The following is a 21071-nucleotide window of genomic DNA, read 5'->3' as shown; positions in this document are numbered from 1 at the left end:
GATCAAAATATTTTTGTAGAAACTTGTCGATTCTAATCTTTTTTGCAGTTTTTTTAATTTACTACTAAAAGCAATTTTCGTCTCAAAAAAATACCAAATTCTCTTAAAAATCTTTTCGAATTTATGAAAATGCAAAAAAAAATCAGATGGTTTAATACCATCTGATTAATTATATTGATTCATTCTATTAAAGGATGATTGCAATTAAGCCGCCACTTCCTTCGTTGATAATTCGTTCTAATGTTTCCTTCAATTTATATCTTGCATTTTCAGGCATTAGAGAAAGTTTTGCTTGGATTCCTTCACGAACGATTGAACTTAATGAGCGTCCAAATATATCTGAATTCCAGATTGACAGTGGATTATCTTCAAAATCCTGCATTAAGTATTTAACAAGCTCTTCGCTTTGTTTTTCTGTTCCAATAATTGGTTCAAATGTTGACTCAACATCTACTTTAATCATATGAATAGATGGGGCAACCGCTTTTAGTTTCACACCGAATCTAGATCCGTGGCGGATAATCTCCGGTTCATCTAAACTCATATCTAAAAGAGATGGTGCAGCAATTCCGTATCCAGTTTGTTTCACCATTTTTAATGCATCGGCAACTTGATCATATTCTTGTTTTGCATGAGCAAAGTCTTGCATTAATTCTAATAGATGATCTTTACCTCGAATTTCTACTCCAACTACTTCTTTTAAAACTTGGTCATATAACTCATCTGGAGCAGATAAATCGATTTCTGCCACCCCTTGCCCCATGTCTATTCCAGCAAGTTGTGCATGTTCAATAAACTCATAATCACTAAATTGACCAACTACAAAGTCTACATCTCTTAATCGTTTTATGTCTTTTACTGTTTCTTGAATTGCTTCTTGGTAGCTTTGGCGTAACCAGTGATTTTCTTTTAATACTAATACCCAGCTTGGTAGATTTACATTCACTTCAAGGACTGGGAACTCGTATAGAGCTTCACGAAGTACGTTTAATACATCACCTTCACGCATTGCTTCAACACTTAAAGCGATAACAGGAATGTCATACTTTTCGCTTAATTCCTGTCTAAGTGCTTCTGTATTAGGGTGATATGGCTGAGAAGAGTTAACAACCATAATGAAAGGCTTACCAACTTCTTTTAATTCAGCAACTACTCGTTCTTCTGCTTCGATGTAATCGTATCTAGCGATTTCTCCAATTGTGCCATCAGTTGTTACAACAACTCCAATTGTAGAATGCTCTTGGATAACTTTTCTTGTACCGATTTCTGCTGCTTCATTGAAAGGTATTGGTTCTTCATACCAAGGTGTGCTAATCATTCTAGGGCCGTTTTCATCTTCATATCCTTTAGCTCCTGGTACACTATAACCAACGCAATCTACTAATCGAATATTTACATCTAACCCATCCGCTACATGAATTTTCACACCTTGATTTGGAACGAATTTAGGTTCTGTCGTCATTATTGTTTTACCTGCTGCACTTTGAGGTAATTCATCATGTGCTCTCGCACGATCAGCTTCATTTTGAATATTTGGGATAACAACTGCTTCCATAAAGCGTTTTATAAATGTTGATTTACCAGTACGCACAGCGCCTACAACACCTAAGTAGATATCTCCTCCCGTGCGCTCGGCAATGTCTTTAAAAATATCTATCTTTTCCATGTGTTCCCCTCCCGATTTATCAATACATGGGAATAATTGACTTGAAGTAGTATGCCTATGACAATATCATTCTATGATGTTGTCCTAGTAAGTTATGACAAGATTTTTTATTTTTTCTACTTATTAACTTCGGATAAAAATAAAATAATCCTTCGATAAAATGTATTCTTTTATCAAAGGATTATGATTTATATTATTTATTTTTGTTCTAAAAATACCGGTTGTCCATCTTTGACAGTGTATGGAAGTGAGTATGCAGGCACGATTGGTGAGTCTTTTACTAAAATAGATCGTATATCTTCACCGAACTTAAAATTTTTCGCTTCTTTTATTTTTGCATATAAGTCAGTTGAATAATCCACATAGAATTCACCGTCATTGCCCATTACGATTGGTAAATGATTATTACTATAAGGACTTACAACGTAAGGCTCCTCTTTAAACCCCATCTTTTTATAGTTTAATAGGAATACACCGTTAGCAAGGGTTTTCTTAATTGGTGGATAAGTATGTTTATCTTTATAAACTTGTACTTGCAAATTAACATCTCTTAATTTTTCTGCAGTTCTAAGATCAACTAATTTGACCGTTGGATTTTTTTCTGCATCAATTAAGACATATTGAAAGATTCCACCATTTTCATATGAATTACCAGGTGAATCACTTAAATAACCGGGAATCAGTTTCGTAAAATCAATTGGATATTTAATGTAAATTGGTGTACTCATATCCTTCGTTTTTATTGGTAAGATTCCAGAATTATCTTCTTTAAATTTATTTACTGCTTTTTGAACACTTTCTATTTGATCGTCATATGGTACTTGATTTTGTGCAAGATTATCTTGTGGATATAAACAGCCACTTAATACACTTATTACAAAGCACATTAAAATGGTAAGAAATAGCTTTTTCATGTTAGTCCCCTTTTTTATCATTAACTAGGCCAGCTTAATACGATATATGTAATTAAAATTCCAGATATAATTAAAGACATATATGCAATAAATGCCGTTATCATTTTTAAAAATTTAATTTTTATTTTGTGTCTACTCAAGAAAATTAAAAATAATGAAAAAAGCATTAATCCAATCCCAACAAAAGAAATAATTTCATTAATATGTGCCGCGTTCATCTTGTTCCCCCTATGTAATTGCTAACATTATTATAGTATCAAAATAATGACCCGATTTGAAATAAAATATTTTTATTCCTATTAAGTCATTATCGACTAATTCAGTCCCTACCTATACTTGTTCAATACTATTTTTCAATCTTTTTATAATCGATTATTTTAGATAAAATTCTCTATTTTTAATTAATCCGAGCACATCGATTGTCCCTCAAATCATTCCAAATAAAGGTTATACATAGGAGAATTCACATATTTGTAAATAAAAAAAGAAAGAAGAAGTAAATAAATACTCCTTCTTTCTTTGAAGCAAACTGGGGCAATTGCTTCTTTAAATTTTATCGACTAACACCCACCAGAATTCATCCGGTATAAGTCATTCTATACTATGCGAAAATGTATGATTATGCACTAAATACATCGCTGAAGAATAAGCCCAATTATTTTTGTTTAAACATATTTGTTAATGATTGAAAATCTAGTGGCATATTATTTGTAACAATTGCTTGAACGATTTTGTCTTCTTTTTCCTTTGTAACTTGACGACCAGTCATTAACGCAATTTGGCGCACTAGTTTTCTAACAGTAGCTTCATCTTTAAAGTTTGCATCTTTCACTGAATCAGCAACTTTAAAAATATCTGATTTACTTACATTTGCTTTCTTTTCAATCTTATCAAAGAAACCATTTGGATTATTATTAGTCACCATTCAAACCTCCCTTTTTCTATACAACATATGCTATGCAAAAAAAGAGAAATGGTGAAACGCCTATTTTAGTCCATTAAGGAAAAGTATAAAATAAAAAAATCTACAGCTTTCCTTTAAAGGATTTATGTATGCATTATTCTATTTATTAAAAAGAGGGATGTGAGCCACTTCTTCTTGCCTGTACGGTGTACAAAATATAAAAAAGAGTGTAGAGAAATTTTTCTCTACACTCTTTAGCATTAATTAGAGTACACATATTCTTATAAGTAATCTAATTGATTACTCAGTAAGATCACTTATAAAATTCAAAGTGCTCTCGCCTTCATGTCTTTTTACACGAGACATTAGCGCATCGACTGCTAATTTTGGATTTTTATTTTCAAATAATACTGCATATAACTCATTAACAATTGGCATTTCAACATTTGCTTGTTTTGCCAATTGGTAAGCGGCTTTTGTCGTACGAACGCCTTCTACAATCATACCCATATTATCTAAAACTTCTTCTAGTGATTGGCCTTTTCCTAATAAATTACCCGCTCTCCAGTTACGGCTATGTACACTTGTACAAGTTACGATTAAATCGCCCATTCCTGTTAAACCTGCAAAAGTTTGAGTATTAGCACCCATTGTTTTACCTAAGCGAATAATTTCAGCAAGTCCACGAGTCATTAAAGCCGCCTTTGCATTGTCTCCATAGCCAAGTCCGTCAGTAATCCCTGCAGCAAGTGCAATAATATTTTTTAGAGCCCCTCCAATTTCCACACCTATTACATCTTCATTTGTGTAGACACGGAAGTAGCCATTAGAAAATAAGTCTTGTACATATTCTGCTTCGTCCATATTTTCAGAAGCAGATGTTACAGTCGTAGGATGTCTTAAAGCAACCTCTTCAGCATGACTTGGTCCTGATAATACAACAACTGATTTTAAGAGCTTTGGATTAATTTCTTCTGAAATCATTTCTGAAACACGTTTTGAAGTATCTGGTTCAATCCCTTTACTTGCATGAATAATCGTAACCTCTTCAGTTAGCTCATTATTTAATTTTTGACATACCTCTCTAATTGCTTTTGTAGGTACTACAAGTAAAATATATTTAGCTCCATTAATCGCTTCGTTTAAATTTACTGTTGCTTTTAAAGATTGTGGTAATTCAATTTCTGGCAAATATTTTTTATTTGTATGATCATCATTTATTTCATTAATTTGATTGGCATTATTTCCCCATAACGTAACTGAATGTCCATTATCTGATAACACCATGGCTAAAGCTGTTCCCCAACTACCTGCACCTAAAACTGAGATTTTTTCCATAACCACACTCCCTTTCAAAAAGAATCCAAATTTTACAATGAATTAAGCTCGTGCTCGACCAATAATCCTAATTGGAGATCCTTCAAAGTCAAATGCATCTCTAATACGATTTTCTAAGAATCGTTCGTAACTAAAGTGAAGTAATTCTGGATCGTTTACAAACACAACGAATGTTGGTGGTTTAATCGCGACTTGAGTTGCATAATACACTCTTAATCTTTGTCCATTATGTGTTGGAGTAGGATTCACTGCAATTGCATCCATAATTACATCATTAAGTACATTCGTAGGAACACGTAAGCTATGGCTCTCACATGCTTTATTAATCATCGGTAACAAAGTTTGAGTTCTTTTCTTCGTTTTAGCTGAAAGGAATACAATCGGTGCGTAGTCCAGGAATTGGAAATGTGCACGAATGTTTTCAATGAAGTCATTCATTGTTTTTTCATCTTTTTCTACAGCATCCCATTTATTAACGACAATAACAATTGATCTTCCTGCTTGATGTGCATAACCAGCGATTTTTTTGTCTTGTTCGATAATTCCTTCTTCACCATCTAATACAACTAAGACGACATCCGATCTTTCAATTGCTCTTAAAGCACGTAAAACACTATATTTTTCTGTACTTTCATAAACTTTACCTTTTTTCCTCATACCAGCTGTATCAATAATGACATAATCTTGACCATCTTTTGAGTATGGCGTATCTACAGCATCACGTGTTGTACCGGCAACATTACTAACGATTACACGCTCTTGACCTAATAATGCATTTACTAAAGATGATTTCCCTACATTTGGACGTCCAATTAAACTGAATTTAATTGTCTCCTCATCATAATTTTCTTCTTCTTTTTCAGGGAAATGCTTAACAACCTCATCTAGTAAATCTCCAATTCCTAAACCATGTGAGCCTGAGATTGGAAATACTTCACCGAAGCCTAATGCATAAAAGTCGTAAATATCGCTTCTCATTTCAGGATTATCTACTTTATTAACTGCTAAAACAACTGGCTTTTTTGTTTTATAAAGGATTTTAGCAACTTCTTCATCTGCTGCTGTTACACCTTCACGGCCATTTGTTAGAAAAATAATTACATCCGCTTCATCAATAGCGATTTCTGCTTGTTGACGAATTTGCTCTAAAAACGGCTCATCACCTATATCAATTCCACCTGTATCAATTAAACTAAATTCTTGATTTAGCCACTCTCCTGAGCTATATATACGGTCACGAGTAACTCCTGGAATATCTTCTACAATTGAGATTCTTTCTCCCACGATCCTATTAAAAATAGTTGATTTACCTACATTCGGTCGTCCAACTATTGCAACTGTCGGTTTAGACATTTAATTCATCCTTCCTAGCATAACTATGTACCATTTAATTCATGTAAATGTGTTTTAGTTTTGATTATAAATTGATTTATTTAAATAACTTATCTATTTTAACAAAAAATATGAAAAAAGACCAATATACATTAGTTTTTTAGTAATTTTCTATTTTTAAGGCTCAATTTTGAATAATATTTTGTTAAATATTGAATCCCTGACAATAGTAAGATTGTAAAAAATAAAGTATCAAACCAGTTTAAGTCTCCGATTACATAGTTAAAATCAATCGATTCAAATGTAATATAATTAAATAGTTCTCCTTGAACAAGACCAATCGTTATGTATCGTAACTTATCATAATAAGATTTACTTAAAAATAAACAAAGCACGATTATAAAAAATGATTTAATAATCATCTCATTGATAAAAAAACTTGCAGGATCATATATAGAAAGCAAAGTTACAACGCTATATGTCATCCCAATAATCAATCCTTTAACGAAATGGATTATTTGTTCACGTAAACTTAATAAGCTAATTTTGTAACTTATGTAAAAAATCATGATGATATATGAAATATTTATTTCAATGGAAAATACATCGATTGTATAAGCTGAACAGATAATTAAGATCAGGATCCCTGATAAATAGAGAAAGCTCAATTTCGTTCTTTCTCTTAAAAACATCAAAACAAATACGAGAACCCAAGAAGCAATTATAAAAAAACTCCCTTGCACATGAAAACCTCCTATTAGTTCTAGTATGTAACAATTCCTACCAAAAATAATCAATTTAGAAAGACTGATTTCTTATAAATTTAATTGTAAGAAATATTATAGAAATGACTATAATTTTGAATATTTTTATACTAAATTTTACTGATCCAATTATTAACTGGATAAAAAATATACTTTTAAAAGTAAAAAGCTGACAGAAAAGAATGGTATAAGAAATTGATTTTATTACGAATCTATAAAAGAGAATTTTTTGGAGGTGAAACGAGTGGGAAAAGATCGACAAGAAAAGAAGCTTAAGCAATCTAGAAGAGTTGAATCTGATCGTGATCAGAGCATCCATTACAAAGGTGCTACACGTTTAGACACTCCTGAGGAAGCAAGAGCAGAAAATCAACATAACTAATTAAACAAATAAAAATCCTTCAGCTTCTCAACTGAAGGATTTTTATCTTATTTTTTAAATTTACTTAATTTTTCACCAAGAAGCTCACTTAATTGGAAACCACTTTCGCTTGGTTGTACGTATTTAGCAATATCTTCTTGAAGTTCAGCTTCACCAGCTTCTTTGATGCTTAATGATAAGCGTTTTTCAGTAGGGTTAATTTCTAAAATTTTAACCTTTACATCTTGACCTACCGCTAAGACTTCATTTGGATTTTTAATATGTTTATCAGCAATTTGAGAAACATGAACTAATCCTTCAATACCTTTTTGAACTTCTACAAATGCACCAAAGTTTGTTAGGCGTCTTACAGTTCCTTCTACAACAGCATCAGCTTTAATACTTGGATCTAATTGATCCCATGGGCCTGGCTGAATTGCTTTCATTGATAAAGCGATACGGTTTGTATCTGTATCAATTGAAAGAACTTGAACCTTTACAGTATCTCCTACAGATACAATCTCTTCAGGTTTTGTAACTCGATTATGAGACATTTGAGAAACGTGTACTAATCCATCAACTCCACCGATATTAACAAAAGCACCGAAATTAGTTAATCTTTCTACTTTACCTTCAACAATTTGACCAACTTTAATTGTTGAATATGCTTGACGACGATTTTCAATTTCGTTTAACTGCTCTACAGCTTTATGTGATAGGATTACACGATTTTTTTCACGATCAAGTTCTTCGATTACTACTTCAATCGATTGACCAACATAGCTTCCTAAATCTTCTACGAATTTTTTTGAAACTAAAGAAGCCGGAATAAAACCACGTACTCCTACGTCAGCGATTAATCCACCGTTAACTTGCTCAGTAACGATTACTTCGAATACTTCTTTACTTTCTAATTTAGTTACTAATTGATCCCAAGCTTTAACAGAATCTACAGCACGTTTAGAAAAAACTACTGAATCTTCTTCAACTTTAATAACCTTTAATTCAATTTCCTGTCCAACAGTTAACGCGTCACTAACGTTTTCAATATGTACGTTTGAAATTTCTTTTATTGGAAGAATACCATCTGTTTTTCCACCGAACCCTACAATTGCTTGTTTATCTTCAATTTGTTCAATTACACATGAGATAATTTCCCCAACCTCTGGCATTACTTTTTCAACCATGCTATATTCCTCCTTGTGTTTTAAAAATGGATAGACCAATTATGTATTATCCTCTTTTACCATCTAATAAATAAGCAGAAAAGTCAAGAAATCTGATGACTAATTCTTCTAAATATTTTTTACCTTTTCATCTACAATTGTTAATATATCATTTACAACGTCATCAATGTTTTTCGAAGTAGTATCTAAAGATATTGCATCATCAGCTTTTTTCAGTGGTGAAACTTCTCTTTCTGAGTCGATTCGGTCTCTTGTTGAGATTTCTATTTTTAATTGCTCTAGGTCACTTTCGAAACCATTTTTAACATTTTCAATATGTCTTCTTTGAGCTCTTTCGTCTACTGAAGCAATCATGAATATTTTAACTTCTGCATCAACTAATACGTGAGTACCAATATCTCTCCCATCCATTACAACTCCACCATTCACAGCATATTGTCGTTGTAATTCGACCATTTTTTCACGAACTAAGCTGTGTTTTGCAACAAATGATACGTTTCTAGTCACTTCTGGAGTTCTGATTGGCTCTGAAACGTCTACATCGTCAATAAACACTTTTTGAGTGTCCTCTACAGGAACTAATTTTATTGTTATATTAGAAAGTAAATTGCTTAAATCCATTTCATTATTAACATCAATATTTTCTTGGATTGCTTTAAAAGTTAGAGCACGATACATAGCACCTGTGTCGATATATACATAACCTAATTTTTTTGAAACGATCTTTGCAACGGTACTTTTACCAGCAGCTGCCGGACCATCTATCGCTATACTAATTTTTTTACTCATAAGTCCTCCTACATAAAAAAATTGCTAAATGAATAGCAACCTTTAATCTTATCATGTCCTAAAAAGACAAAAACAAATAAAAATAAAGCAGGCTAGCCTGCTTTATTTAATATTACCATATGATTCCGATGAATTCATCTATTTACCTATATGATTATATACTTCTCTTGTTACATCTTTTGCTTTTTGCGTTACTCCTTCATATAATTCAATTTTTGTTAAATAAACTGAAAGACTTGGAAAAGACAAAATGTACTGGCTTACAACTAAACAAACTAATTGAATCATGATTAACTTAAAAAGTATTCGTTCGATTCTTTTCATTTTTTTCATACCCTTTTTTATTACCATTATGAATAAATCCAATTAATTTTATACACAATTTCGAAATTAATATAAAATTACTTTAACTTAAATTCGAAATCTAACACAATTCTGATATACAAAATAAAAAACGTGCTAAGCACGTTTTAAAATAAATAAGATTTGAAATTTATTTAGTAAAACCTTCAAGAATATCCTCAACTTCAGATGCTAACATGACAGTTAATTTAATTCTTGCCTTTTTACTGTCGTAATCTTTACCTAAAATTACACCTTTGTTAACTAAATCATAAGCACTTCCGAAATAATCGTAGGTCGGATATACTTCGCCCTCTTCAGAACTTGTTGTGATAATTACTTTAACCCCATCTTTAACTGCTTTTTCAATTTCTTCAGTCATAAATGGTGATACTTGTCCTCTTCCAACACCTTCTAGGATAATACCTTTTGCACCATTTTCAACAGCTGCTTTAATGAAGTATCCTTTTGCTTCGATATAACATTTAATGATATCAACTTGCGGTAGTTCACCTGTAATTTTGTATTTATCTTTTATTACTGGTTTTTGGTAAATATGTACTTTGTCATTATCAATAATCCCTAAGTACCCGAAACCGAAAACGTTAAATCCTTGAATATTGGATGCATGTTCTTTTTTAACATATTTTGCAGTAAAAATACGTTCATTAAAGACAACAACAGTTCCAACATTTCTTGAAGAGTCATCAGCTGCAGTATAGATTGCATGTCTTAAATTAATAAAAGCATCAGTACCTAGTTCACCTGGTGATCTTTGTGAGCCAGTAACAACTACAGGACGTTCGTCGTCAATTGTTAAATCTAAAAAATAAGCCGTTTCTTCTAAAGTATCAGTTCCATGGGTAACGACTACCCCATCGATTGTTTCATCTTGATAGTATTCTTCAATTTTATTTTTTAACATCATCCAATGATTAAAGCCGATGTGCATACTTGGAACTTGAAAAAAAGAATCAACAATAACATTTATATCTTTTGGTAAATCAAGCATTTCTGCAATTTCTTGTCCCGATAATGCACCTGAATCTAACTTCCCTGATTCAGCATTTGGTTTACTAGCAATTGTTCCACCTGTCGTAATTAATACTACTTTTTTCATTACAGCACCTCATTTCACATGAAATTATATCATTTAAAAATTATTCAAGTAAACAAAAACAGGTTATAAATTCTTTGTACAAAAAAAACGTAGCTATGCTACGTTTCATGTTGTTGAAAAAAGAAGTTATCAATGTAAAGGAAGTAGTATGATATTAATTTCTACTACAGAATTCTCGCTCTCCATGGGGTGAGATTCATGAGTTAGAAAATAGCAAGTTAATCAAAAAAACTTACTAATAAAAGCTTCAATAGTATGTAAAAATACAAAAATAAGAAAACTCCATAATCATAATAGGCCGTAGTGGAAGTCCACTACGACCGATTTTTCTTAACACTGATGATGATGGACTGATCGACAAGCTCATTTTTCATCCGTCTGAAACGTAGCTATGCAATGTTCATATACTGTTGAAAAATGAACTTATCAATAAATTTGCAGAACTTGAGAATTTTAAAAAATTATCCCAAAAAAACTTTGCCCATTTACTTTGAACTACTTGTTATATGAGAGGCAATTAAATCTCCATGAAAACGGCCATTTTCAATAAAAATTTCATTTGCATTGTTACCGGCAGCGATTACTCCAGCAATATAAATACCTTCTATATTAGTTTCCATCGTTTCTGGATTAAATAGTGGTCGCCCCGACTGATCATCTACCTTTACTCCCATACTTTTAATTAAAGTATGATCCGGATGATAACCTGTCATTGCATAGACAAAGTCATTTTCAATCTCGATTATTTGCCCTTCTTTTTCATAAACAACCGAGTCTTCTTTGATTTCTACTATATTTGCGTTAAATTCCATTTTGATAGATTCTGAACGGACAAGCCCTTCAAACTCAGGTAAAACCCATGGTTTAATACTTGGTGAATATGAACTACCTCTATAGATGACAGTTACTTCCGCACAACATTTTTCTAATTCTAGTGCTGCATCGACACTTGAGTTTTTACCACCAATAATTGCAACCTTTTGATTAAAATGCTTATGTCCTTCAAAAAAGTAATGTGAAACTTTTTCAAGCTTTTCACCAGGAATTGATAAGTAGTTTGGTTGATCGTAGTATCCTGTAGCAACTATGACTGCTTTTGCTTCATACTTTTTTTCTTCACCGTTTGTCGTAACTGTTTCAATCATAAAATTACTTTTTTTTGTAACAGACGTTACTTCTTCAAAAGCATTAATTTTTATATTATTTCTTTTTACAACATCACGGTAATAAGCTAGTGCCTGATGTTTCTTCGGTTTTCTACCTTCGATAATAAATGGAATATTTCCCACTTCTAATTTTTCACTCGTACTAAAAAACGTTTGATGTGTTGGGAATCGACTAAGGGTATGAACTATATTTCCTTTTTCAATTATTAATGCAGATATCCCCTTATTTTTCAGAGCTAGATAAGCCGCAATACCACAAGGTCCTCCACCTATGATCAGAACTTCAACTTTTTCCATTTGAAACATCTCCATTAAACTTAATTCTTAGTTATATTTACTATATCTATTTTACGTAAAAAATTTATTTTGTCTAATAATAGGTAAACAAAAAAACAAGATGGAAAAATTCCCATCTTGTTTTTTATCATATATAAGCTTATACCCAACCTCTGAATCGGCTAGCTTCAGCCATTTTACGCGCTCCTACCATGTAAGCTGCAAGACGCATATTTACTTTTCTATTTACACTTGTTTCATAAATATTATCAAATGAGCGTACCATAACTTTTTCTAATCTTGTTTCTACTTCTTCTTCAGTCCAGTAATAACCTTGGTTATTTTGTACCCATTCAAAGTAAGAAACAGTTACGCCACCAGCACTAGCTAATACGTCTGGAACTAGTAGAATTCCACGTTCAGTTAAAATTTTTGTCGCTTCAAGTGTTGTAGGTCCATTAGCAGCTTCAACTACAATCGATGCTTTAATGTTATGAGCATTTTCTTTTGTAATTTGATTTTCAATCGCTGCAGGAACTAAAATATCACAATCTAATTCTAATAATTCTTTATTTGAAATTGTATTATTAAATAGTTTAGTAATTGTACCAAAGCTATCTCTACGATCTAATAAATAATCAATATCTAAGCCATTTGGATCATGAAGAGCACCATAAGCATCAGAAATACCAATAACTTTTGCACCAGCATCATGCATAAATTTAGCTAAGAAGCTACCTGCATTACCAAATCCTTGGATAACAACTCGTGCACCTTCTAAGTTAATACCTTTACGCTTAGCTGCTTCACGAATTACAATTGTAACACCTTTAGCAGTAGCAGTTTCACGACCGTGAGAGCCACCTAATACTAATGGCTTACCAGTAATAAAACCAGGAGAGTTAAATTCATCTATTCTAGAATATTCATCCATCATCCAAGCCATAATTTGAGAGTTCGTAAATACGTCTGGAGCTGGAATATCTTTAGTTGGTCCTACGATTTGGCTAATTGCACGAACATAACCGCGGCTAAGTCTTTCTAACTCACGAAAAGACATATCACGTGGATCACAAACGATTCCACCTTTACCTCCGCCATATGGTAAATCTACAATTCCACATTTCAAGCTCATCCAGATTGAAAGTGCTTTCACTTCATTTTCTGTTACATTCGGATGGAAACGGATACCACCTTTAGTTGGTCCTACTGCATCATTATGTTGTGCTCTGTAACCAGTGAAAATTTTCACTTGTCCATCATCCATGCGAACTGGAATTTTTACAGTCATCATACGAACTGGTTCTTTTAAAAGTTCATACATTTCATTTGAATATCCTAATTTTTCTAACGCTTCTTTGATTACTACTTGTGTAGGCGCTAGTACATCTAATTGTTCTTCAGTGTTGCTATTTTTCTCTGTAGATTTCTCGGCAACCATTGTAAACCCCCTAGAAATTTGAACTATGAAAAGTTTCATTCATTCTGAAATTAGTATACAACTTTCCATCCCATTTTGAAAGTTATAAACACATAGAAAACAAAATATAATATTTGTTTAATGTAAGCGTTTTCTAAGGTCATTATACTCCTATTTACAAAGTTTGAAAAGGAAAGAATATGAAGAAATACAATATATTCATAAAAAATTTACATAAAGAAAACTCGCCGATTGGCGAGCCTTTAGCCGAAGACAGAGACGTAGTTGCACTGCACGTTAGATCTTGAATTGGAAACTACGTCGATTTGACTTCACCGGTGCAAATTTATACTTTCAAATGTGAAAGTAAAACCTCTCGTAATAAATTACTGAGAGGCTTTATTTTTATTTTTAACGAAATAAAAATGCAGTTGTTCAATAGCATTTTCTGAAATAAGCTCTTTACCGTACTCAATAATACGATAAATTGTTCTTGTGGAAGGATTTCCATATTCAGCTAATATCGCATAAAATGTTTCACGATCTAGTCTTCCTATTTCATTCTCCTCAAACTTTAAATAAAACGTATTTTCAAAAGAGAACAATCTTCCACCAATAGCATCACATGAAACTAATTTTTCAGAAAGTAGGATTAGATCATCCAAAGTAGAAAACTCGTACAATATATGTTCACTTTCATCAAGGATTACTTCCATTGATATAAAATCATCTTGAAATTCATCTTCCTCTTCTTCAATATCATCGGATTTTGTGACGATTACTACCATCCCTTGAGCTTGAAGTGAGAAAACTTCAACGGATACTTTACCATCTACTTCGAAACCTAGTTCTACGCTAGCTTCATGCATCATATCTTGAAAAAGCTGTTGAACTTTTGGCGCATTATACCATAAGTCTTCTTTTGTCAGACCACGTTCAGATAAATCATCAGATGTAAGAAAAACTTTTATTTTATTGTAGTTCAACCGTTCCAACCTCATGAACTAGCCTCCTTGCTGCATTTACCATAGTACAGTTTATGTTTTTAAATACTTTTGGTGATTCTAAAGTCAAAATTCATTTATAATTAAAATTCTGCTTTAACCACTCATCCCAGTTTGATTGTCCATTCCCTATATAAAATTCCTGGATTGAATCCATTATAGGGCTGTCACAAGTTGAAACTGCGTGACCACCAATTCCAATAATGATATCAGACTTAATTTTTTTGATTGTAATGGCTAGATCAATTGTTTTCTTTAAATTATCTTTAGAAGTACATGACATAATAAATCCAGCTGGATTCACTTCGCTTATAACTTGTTCAACGTCATTAGAGTCAATAGATGCTCCTAAATAAATTACCTGAAAACCAATTCTTCGTAAATAAATAGTAAATATTAATAAACCTAATTCATGCTTTTCATCTGGACCACAAACTGCAACTAACTTTGGCAAATGTTTATTGTTTGGTAAGTTTTGATAAACCATCCCTAATCTTGTTCTTAAGAAAGAGGTCGCAAAGTGTTCATGTGCACTTGTAATTTCTCCGTTACGACATTTATCACCTATTAAAATGAAAACTTTAGAAATGATTTTAAATAACACTTTATCAACTGAAAAAAGACTAAATGCCTCATTCACATAATTATGTGCTTCATTTTCTTCAAAAGTTAATAGTGATGATACAATACGATTTACTAAAGCATCAGATTGTAGATTTTCGGAAAGTGATTGATCATTAGATGATTTATGCTCTTTTGCTTCATATAAATTAATCGCTTGTCCAATTGTAAATCCTTCATTAACTTTTTGAACAAGCCATTTTAAGATGTATACATGTTCTTCTGTATAAAGTCGATGGCCAGCATCATTTCGTACAGGACTTATAATATTATATCTTCTTTCCCAAGCTCTTAAAGTGCCTGGTAATATCCCTACAATGTTAGAAATTGCTTTAATATTGTATTTTCCTATTTGGGCCAATTTTCTTTCCTCCTGCATGTAAACAAAACCCTTATTTCATAACCTCAAAATTTATGACAGTTAGTGTGTTTTGTTTTCGAATTCCTTTATTGTTATGTAGCTCCAAATATACCGTTTTCTGATTTCGTTTTACATTTGATTGACTTCTTTCAAACAGATAAACTTGAATACTTTTAAAATTACTAATATTACTATCCATTACTTCAGTATAGCTTGATAAAATACACAAACTGTCTTCATAAAGCTCTTCAAGTGCAAACGAAAGTTGATCTCTATTTGTTTTCACATCATCCAAACCTATAATTGTAAATTTCGTACAATTTTCAGTCTCAAATGAAGCACTTGTATTTTCTAAAATTGTAACTTTACAATCTAGTAATAATGCATTTAAATCTCTATAATTGCCACGATAGTCCTGATCATTCCATAAAAAGTAAACAGGAGCCATAGTAGATAAATATTGTATGTTTACATCATTATATTTTTTTGTTTGCCTTTTTGAATATCCACTTAAGAGAATGATTGTATTGTCATTGCAAATACTTTCAATCTCACTCAACTTAGAACGAATATCACCTATATATGGTATCCAAATAAATTGAATGGACTGTAATGAATCATCTAAATGCTCAATTTTAATTTTTTTATTGATAATTTCTAACTTACTTTTTCGATTTAATAGCAGAATAATCGCTAGTACTACTATTAATCCAATTAATACTAAAAATTTTATTTTAATTTCCCCCTTGTTTCATAAACACATTAAGTAAATACCATGTTGCTCCTCTTGTTTTTACGCCATTCATATAAAAGCAATTTAATTTAGTTCTATACGTACAGTTCATAGCACTTTTGTTTATTATACAAAAACTAGTAGAAATTGAAAAATTTTAAACTGCAAAAAAAACTTATGTCCATTCGTATTGAATGTGCATAAGTTTTAAATTAGACAAAAAAACAGTACATTACTCATTCGTAACAGATACTATTCTAAGGCCGAGTTCTTCAAATTTACTTAAAATTTTATCTATATTTTTATTAGCTTCTATTTTTAAGACAATTCTTCTTAATAATTGATCTTTTGAATCAAACGTTACAAGTGAAATGACGTTGATCTTAAAATGATGAAGATAGTCAAGTAATCTCGCTAGTTGACCTTCTTGCTCCATACTTGTCATTGAAATCCTGATTCCTGGACAATCCTTTCCAAGTACTTCTTGAAAAATCTCGATAACGTCATATCTTATAACAAGTCCAACGAAATTTCTTTCATCATCAACTACCGCAATAGATGGATATTTTTTTAATGAGTGCATTGTATCTTCAAATGGCTCTTCCGCTTTTACACAAATTGTTTGATGTGTTGCTATTTCACCTATTTTTATGTTTCTAATGTATTCTTCTTTTGACAATTCACTATAGAAGCAACTTCTAAAAATCTCAGCTTGTGAAATCATGCCAACATACTTATTTCCTGATAATACAGGTACGCTATCAATCTGTTTTTCTAATAAAAGATTCATTGCACGATCTACAGGATCGTTTGATTGAACCGTAATGACTTGATGATTTTGAAGCATTCGATGTTTTGCTAACATTCTATAACACTCCCTTCACTCTATTTATAACATAGAAAGGAAGCATTCAATTTAAACGGATTTGTCTAGATTTTGAACTTCTCAAATCTTATTTATCCACATCGACATTTAATGGGATTTTTAATATTTGACCAGGTCTCACTTCAATACTTTGTAGATTATTTGCATCTTGAATAATTTCTTCACCATCTCGATTACCATAATATTTCATCGATATAGTAAATAATGTTTCCCCTCTTTTTACTTCATGATTTATTTCTTTTACACCAACCGATCCATTTGAATCAGTTTCACTAGATGAAGATTGAGGTTTTACTTCATTTGTTACATCACTTTTTGTAGAAGCATTTTTAGTGCTTTCCTTTTTATTTTTATGGCTTTTAAATTTTTCAGTAGCAGCCAGTCTGACTTTTTCAAATTTATTTGAAGGAACGATTAAACTTCCTTTTGGAGTAAAAATTTTATCATATTTACTATGAACGAACTTAACTACGCCAAACGGTAGGAAAATAAAAATGATTACTAAAGCTGTAATCAATGGATATTTTATTTTCCACCATGGTCTTCGTTCATCTTCTTTTCTTTTCATCGTCTCACTTCTAGGTGGGAGATTTAATAGATCACTTGACTTGGCTGGATCTTTACTTTTTTGATTTTTTAATTTCTTATTTTTATTCTTTCGACTTAAGTCAGCTATACTATTACTTTGAAGCTCTTTATTCATTCCTTTTCTTCACTTTCCAAACTTAGTTTCATATACATTCCTAATACATAATCCAATATAAAATGAGCGAGAAATACAATAATGATATTATTTGTTCTCAAATATAAGTATCCGAGGAAAAAGCTTTCGATCAATACAACAGTTAGTAAAATTGGCTTTTTTACATAACGAAAATGAACTAAAGCGAAAACAACCGAAGCAATAATTAAACCGAATTTAGCTTGTATAAATCCTCTGAAAAGTAATTCTTCTGATAATGCAATTAGTATACAAAGCACTGTCATTTCAGGAATCGAAAGCGACGAAAAGAATCTTTTATTAAAGCCGCCATCATCTAGCAAACGTTCTGGAATCACAAAATTTAGTAAAATATTAAATATTACTAGTCCAACCCCAGCTCCAAAGCCATATAAATAAGTTTGATAATTTTTATAAAAATGTAAATCATTAATAAATTTACCAGTACCTATGAAAATCGCTATACAAATTATCGATATTGCTAAAATGACAAGTTGCGTACTATAAACACTTTTCTTTAAATAGTTAACGGGAATTTCTTGATTATTTAATTCACGTTCCATATCGTTTCCTCACAGCCCCAATTTATTTCTTAACTCCTGTTCCCATGAAAGTACTCCTGTATTTTCAATTTGCTCACGATCAGTTAAACAATAATCTTCAAATGATAAACCACAAATATTACAGCAGTTTGCTAGTTTATTATTTAAAATTTCATCAAAAAAAGAAAGATATTTTTCTCGATAACAAGTAGTGGAAGAAAGAAAATCAATCATCGATTTCAGCTTGAAATATTTTACTTTTTTCCTCTCTTTAATTAATTCTTGAATTGATTCATAAAACTCATAATTTAATTGTTCTTTATACAAGTTTTCGTCTACAATTACATTATTTTTGACCATTTCAGCATAGAACACTGTCCACTGAATTTCACTAAATTGAAAAACTGTTTTCCAATTTAATAATAAATTCTCATTCAATTTTATCGGATTATCTTCTAATTTTCTTAAATACGATATAAATGACTCAACTTGATTTACTGAAAGTATTTCGTCATCAATTAGTCTTAATGGTAATTCGTGGTCTTCTTCAGCTACAAGTAAAATTGCTATACTTGCCTCACCATCACGACCAGCACGCCCTATTTCTTGGAGATAATTTTCAATATTCGTCGGATATTGATAATGTATCACGAATCTTACATTCGGTTTATTTATCCCCATTCCAAAAGCACTTGTACATACAATTATATCAATTTGATTTTGAATAAATTGTTGTTGGATTAAGATTCTTTGTTCATGCTCCATCCCACCATGGTAATATGCAACTTTACAATTCAATTTTTCTCTTATGGTATGTGAAATTTTTTCGCATGTAGATCTTGTTCCGCAATAAACAATCCCTGGACCTTTTAATTTAGAAAGATAATCCGTTAATTTATCGATTTTTTGAATTTCTGAATCCACTTGATCAACTTGAATTGCAATATTTTCTCTATTAACAGAGTTAATATACTTATGTACATGTTTTAAATCTAATGTTTCGATTATTTCTTCCCGTACATTTTCACTAGCAGTTGCGGTTAAAGCTAAAACTGTCGGATTGTTTAATTTCTTCTTTATTTCCCCTAAAGTTTTATATTCTGGTCTAAAATCGTGCCCCCATTGAGAAATACAATGTGCCTCATCAATAACAAATAATGATATTTTATGTGCTGAGAGCTTTTGAATTAAAAATTGATTTTGTAGCATTTCAGGAGAAACAAAAATAAATTTATAGCTACTTATATTATTTAATAAATATTTTTTTTGCTCAAAACTTCTAAAACTATTTAATGCAATGACTCGCTTATCTCCAAAGGCCTTTAATTGTTCGACTTGGTCTTCCATTAGTGAAAGTAATGGTGAAACGACCACAACAATTCCAGGTAAAAGTAGCCCAGTTAATTGATATAACAATGACTTTCCACCACCTGTTGGAAGCATCGCTAATACATCATTTGAGCTTAATAAGTCTTTTACGATTTCTTTTTGATTATTCCTAAAGGACTGATAACCAAATTTTTCGAATAAAACTTTATTTAGGTCCATGTAAATCACCCATTCTTGCAAGTGTAATACGAATTTGAAAATAGGATACTTCATTTAATAAATCTTCTTTAACCATTTTCAATTTCCTTGTATTGAGCTCAATAATTTTATTTTTTATGAGACTATATTGAATTGGCGTAATAAATTGTTCAATTGGAAATAACTCGTCACTTAATACACACTCTACGATATGATCTTCAATTGTACTAAGCTTTAAATTACGAATAGATGCTATTTCTTGAATTGTTTTCCCTTCTGCAAATAGACGCTTTGTTTCAATCGAAGTATTTGTTATATTTGTACTTTTTTCACCTTGAACAAATTTACTTAGAAAAGGGTAATCAAGTTTATTTTCAATTAAATTAGTGAGAATTTGGTGCAATATGTTGATTGATTTAATATAGATCGTCTCGACACTTTCATTATTTTCAGATGCTATTTGTTCTAGTGTCATTCCATAAGCATTAGCTCCAGATAAACGCTTTACAAATAGCAATGCATCATCATCACTTAAATTCATTAAAGTCTTATGTAGGTCTTCATAAAAACAATTAACTAATTCAGTTTTTTTACCACCAAAATTTAGAATCACATTTTTTACCCATTCTTGGATATCATAATCTTGATTAACAGCTCTAAAATACTTTTGATTCATATTTAAGTTTGAAATTGTTTGAAAGAACAACGAAAATCTTTTCCAAAAATTTTTTTGAATACTAGAAAACCTTAGTCCATTTATAAATGTGAATTCTTTGAACTGTAAATTTTGATTTTCTATATAAGCTAGCCCATTTTTATTTAATAAATATGTATTTTTATGTTCAGATGCTTTTATATACCCTATATTTTCTAAACCATTTATTATGTTTTGCATAGTCTGTTGAGTAAGGAATGGGAATAGGCCGAAAAATGATGTTACATTGTAAAAATGAGAATCTTGAATAATTTGAGCACTTTGTTTACCTTTTAATAAATACAAAATACCTTGTACAGTTCGCTCGCCATTATATCGATGAATTAAAAAAAGTATGATTTCTTCCAATATTGATCGTTTAGACATTGTATACCTCACGGAT

At 31.3% G+C, this 21071-nt stretch carries 22 protein-coding genes; 1 reads left to right on the top strand and 21 read right to left on the bottom strand.

Annotated features, from left to right (window positions below):
• Positions 1-187: 187 nt before the first annotated feature.
• The 7 genes from spoIVA to CN601_RS09650 all read right to left on the bottom strand — a co-directional run bounded on the left by spoIVA (position 188) and on the right by CN601_RS09650 (position 6897).
• Positions 188-1666 carry a stage IV sporulation protein A gene (gene spoIVA / locus CN601_RS09680; protein ID WP_098121037.1) on the bottom strand — a complete coding sequence of 493 codons (1479 nt, stop codon included), beginning with the start codon at positions 1664-1666 and terminating at the stop codon, positions 188-190.
• Positions 1667-1863: 197 nt separating this feature from the next.
• The gene (locus CN601_RS09675; protein WP_098121036.1) at positions 1864-2580 is read right to left on the bottom strand and encodes a hypothetical protein; all 717 of its coding nucleotides are present in this window, start codon (positions 2578-2580) and stop codon (positions 1864-1866) included.
• A 20-nt stretch (positions 2581-2600) separates the two neighbouring features.
• The gene (locus CN601_RS09670; RefSeq protein WP_098121035.1) at positions 2601-2798 is read right to left on the bottom strand and encodes a DUF2768 domain-containing protein; all 198 of its coding nucleotides are present in this window, start codon (positions 2796-2798) and stop codon (positions 2601-2603) included.
• A 437-nt stretch (positions 2799-3235) separates the two neighbouring features.
• Positions 3236-3505, bottom strand: coding sequence for a stage VI sporulation protein F (locus CN601_RS09665; RefSeq protein ID WP_098121034.1), 270 nt, complete (start codon positions 3503-3505; stop codon positions 3236-3238).
• Between the two features lie 279 nt (positions 3506-3784).
• A complete protein-coding gene (locus CN601_RS09660; protein WP_098121033.1) occupies positions 3785-4822 on the bottom strand; it encodes an NAD(P)H-dependent glycerol-3-phosphate dehydrogenase in 1038 nt (345 codons plus the stop codon).
• Between the two features lie 42 nt (positions 4823-4864).
• On the bottom strand, positions 4865-6175 hold the full coding sequence (gene der / locus CN601_RS09655; protein ID WP_098121032.1) for a ribosome biogenesis GTPase Der: 1311 nt from the start codon (positions 6173-6175) through the stop codon (positions 4865-4867).
• 131 nt (positions 6176-6306) lie between these two features.
• Positions 6307-6897: a YphA family membrane protein gene (locus CN601_RS09650; protein WP_098170919.1), complete on the bottom strand. Its 591-nt coding sequence runs from the start codon at positions 6895-6897 to the stop codon at positions 6307-6309.
• A 265-nt stretch (positions 6898-7162) separates the two neighbouring features.
• Here CN601_RS09650 and CN601_RS09645 point away from each other — a divergent pair, with 265 nt between their 5' ends.
• Positions 7163-7300 (top strand): YpzI family protein, encoded by a 138-nt coding sequence (locus tag CN601_RS09645; RefSeq protein ID WP_082459340.1) that lies wholly within the window; start codon positions 7163-7165, stop codon positions 7298-7300.
• Between the two features lie 47 nt (positions 7301-7347).
• On the opposite strand, the gene rpsA is transcribed toward CN601_RS09645, so the two are convergent.
• From rpsA to CN601_RS09575, 14 genes are all read right to left on the bottom strand, one after another.
• A complete protein-coding gene (gene rpsA, locus CN601_RS09640; RefSeq protein ID WP_098170918.1) occupies positions 7348-8466 on the bottom strand; it encodes a 30S ribosomal protein S1 in 1119 nt (372 codons plus the stop codon).
• 108 nt (positions 8467-8574) lie between these two features.
• Positions 8575-9255 carry a (d)CMP kinase gene (gene cmk / locus CN601_RS09635; protein WP_098170917.1) on the bottom strand — a complete coding sequence of 227 codons (681 nt, stop codon included), beginning with the start codon at positions 9253-9255 and terminating at the stop codon, positions 8575-8577.
• Between the two features lie 138 nt (positions 9256-9393).
• Entirely contained in the window at positions 9394-9579 is a 186-nt protein-coding gene (locus CN601_RS09630) for a DUF5359 family protein (protein ID WP_098121028.1), read from the bottom strand.
• Between the two features lie 169 nt (positions 9580-9748).
• Positions 9749-10717: an asparaginase gene (locus CN601_RS09625; protein ID WP_098170916.1), complete on the bottom strand. Its 969-nt coding sequence runs from the start codon at positions 10715-10717 to the stop codon at positions 9749-9751.
• A 485-nt stretch (positions 10718-11202) separates the two neighbouring features.
• Positions 11203-12180, bottom strand: a complete 978-nt coding sequence (locus CN601_RS09620; protein WP_098170915.1) for a YpdA family putative bacillithiol disulfide reductase — start codon at positions 12178-12180, stop codon at positions 11203-11205.
• Between the two features lie 139 nt (positions 12181-12319).
• Entirely contained in the window at positions 12320-13600 is a 1281-nt protein-coding gene (locus tag CN601_RS09615) for a Glu/Leu/Phe/Val family dehydrogenase (protein ID WP_098121025.1), read from the bottom strand.
• A 365-nt stretch (positions 13601-13965) separates the two neighbouring features.
• The gene (locus CN601_RS09610) at positions 13966-14580 is read right to left on the bottom strand and encodes a genetic competence negative regulator (protein ID WP_098121024.1); all 615 of its coding nucleotides are present in this window, start codon (positions 14578-14580) and stop codon (positions 13966-13968) included.
• A 76-nt stretch (positions 14581-14656) separates the two neighbouring features.
• On the bottom strand, positions 14657-15565 hold the full coding sequence (locus CN601_RS09605) for a MerR family transcriptional regulator (RefSeq protein WP_257131665.1): 909 nt from the start codon (positions 15563-15565) through the stop codon (positions 14657-14659).
• A gap of 31 nt (positions 15566-15596) precedes the next feature.
• Positions 15597-16124, bottom strand: coding sequence for a hypothetical protein (locus CN601_RS09600; RefSeq protein WP_098170914.1), 528 nt, complete (start codon positions 16122-16124; stop codon positions 15597-15599).
• Between the two features lie 406 nt (positions 16125-16530).
• Positions 16531-17163 carry a CBS domain-containing protein gene (locus tag CN601_RS09595; RefSeq protein ID WP_098121021.1) on the bottom strand — a complete coding sequence of 211 codons (633 nt, stop codon included), beginning with the start codon at positions 17161-17163 and terminating at the stop codon, positions 16531-16533.
• A gap of 88 nt (positions 17164-17251) precedes the next feature.
• Positions 17252-17887 (bottom strand): LysM peptidoglycan-binding domain-containing protein, encoded by a 636-nt coding sequence (locus CN601_RS09590; RefSeq protein WP_098170913.1) that lies wholly within the window; start codon positions 17885-17887, stop codon positions 17252-17254.
• Positions 17884-18468, bottom strand: a complete 585-nt coding sequence (locus CN601_RS09585) for a CPBP family intramembrane glutamic endopeptidase (protein ID WP_098121019.1) — start codon at positions 18466-18468, stop codon at positions 17884-17886. Before CN601_RS09585 ends, CN601_RS09590 begins: the two co-directional genes overlap by 4 nt.
• Before the next feature lie 9 nt (positions 18469-18477).
• A complete protein-coding gene (locus tag CN601_RS09580) occupies positions 18478-19995 on the bottom strand; it encodes a RecQ family ATP-dependent DNA helicase (RefSeq protein WP_179865507.1) in 1518 nt (505 codons plus the stop codon).
• Entirely contained in the window at positions 19982-21055 is a 1074-nt protein-coding gene (locus CN601_RS09575; RefSeq protein WP_179865506.1) for a YpbB family protein, read from the bottom strand. Before CN601_RS09575 ends, CN601_RS09580 begins: the two co-directional genes overlap by 14 nt.
• Between the last annotated feature and the right edge of the window lie 16 nt (positions 21056-21071).

This window comes from Bacillus sp. AFS017336 (genome assembly GCF_002555445.1).
In the GTDB taxonomy this organism is placed as follows: domain Bacteria; phylum Bacillota; class Bacilli; order Bacillales; family Bacillaceae_G; genus Gottfriedia.
Note: the sequence above shows the minus strand (reverse complement) of the source record. Positions and strands in the feature narration are given on the sequence as shown.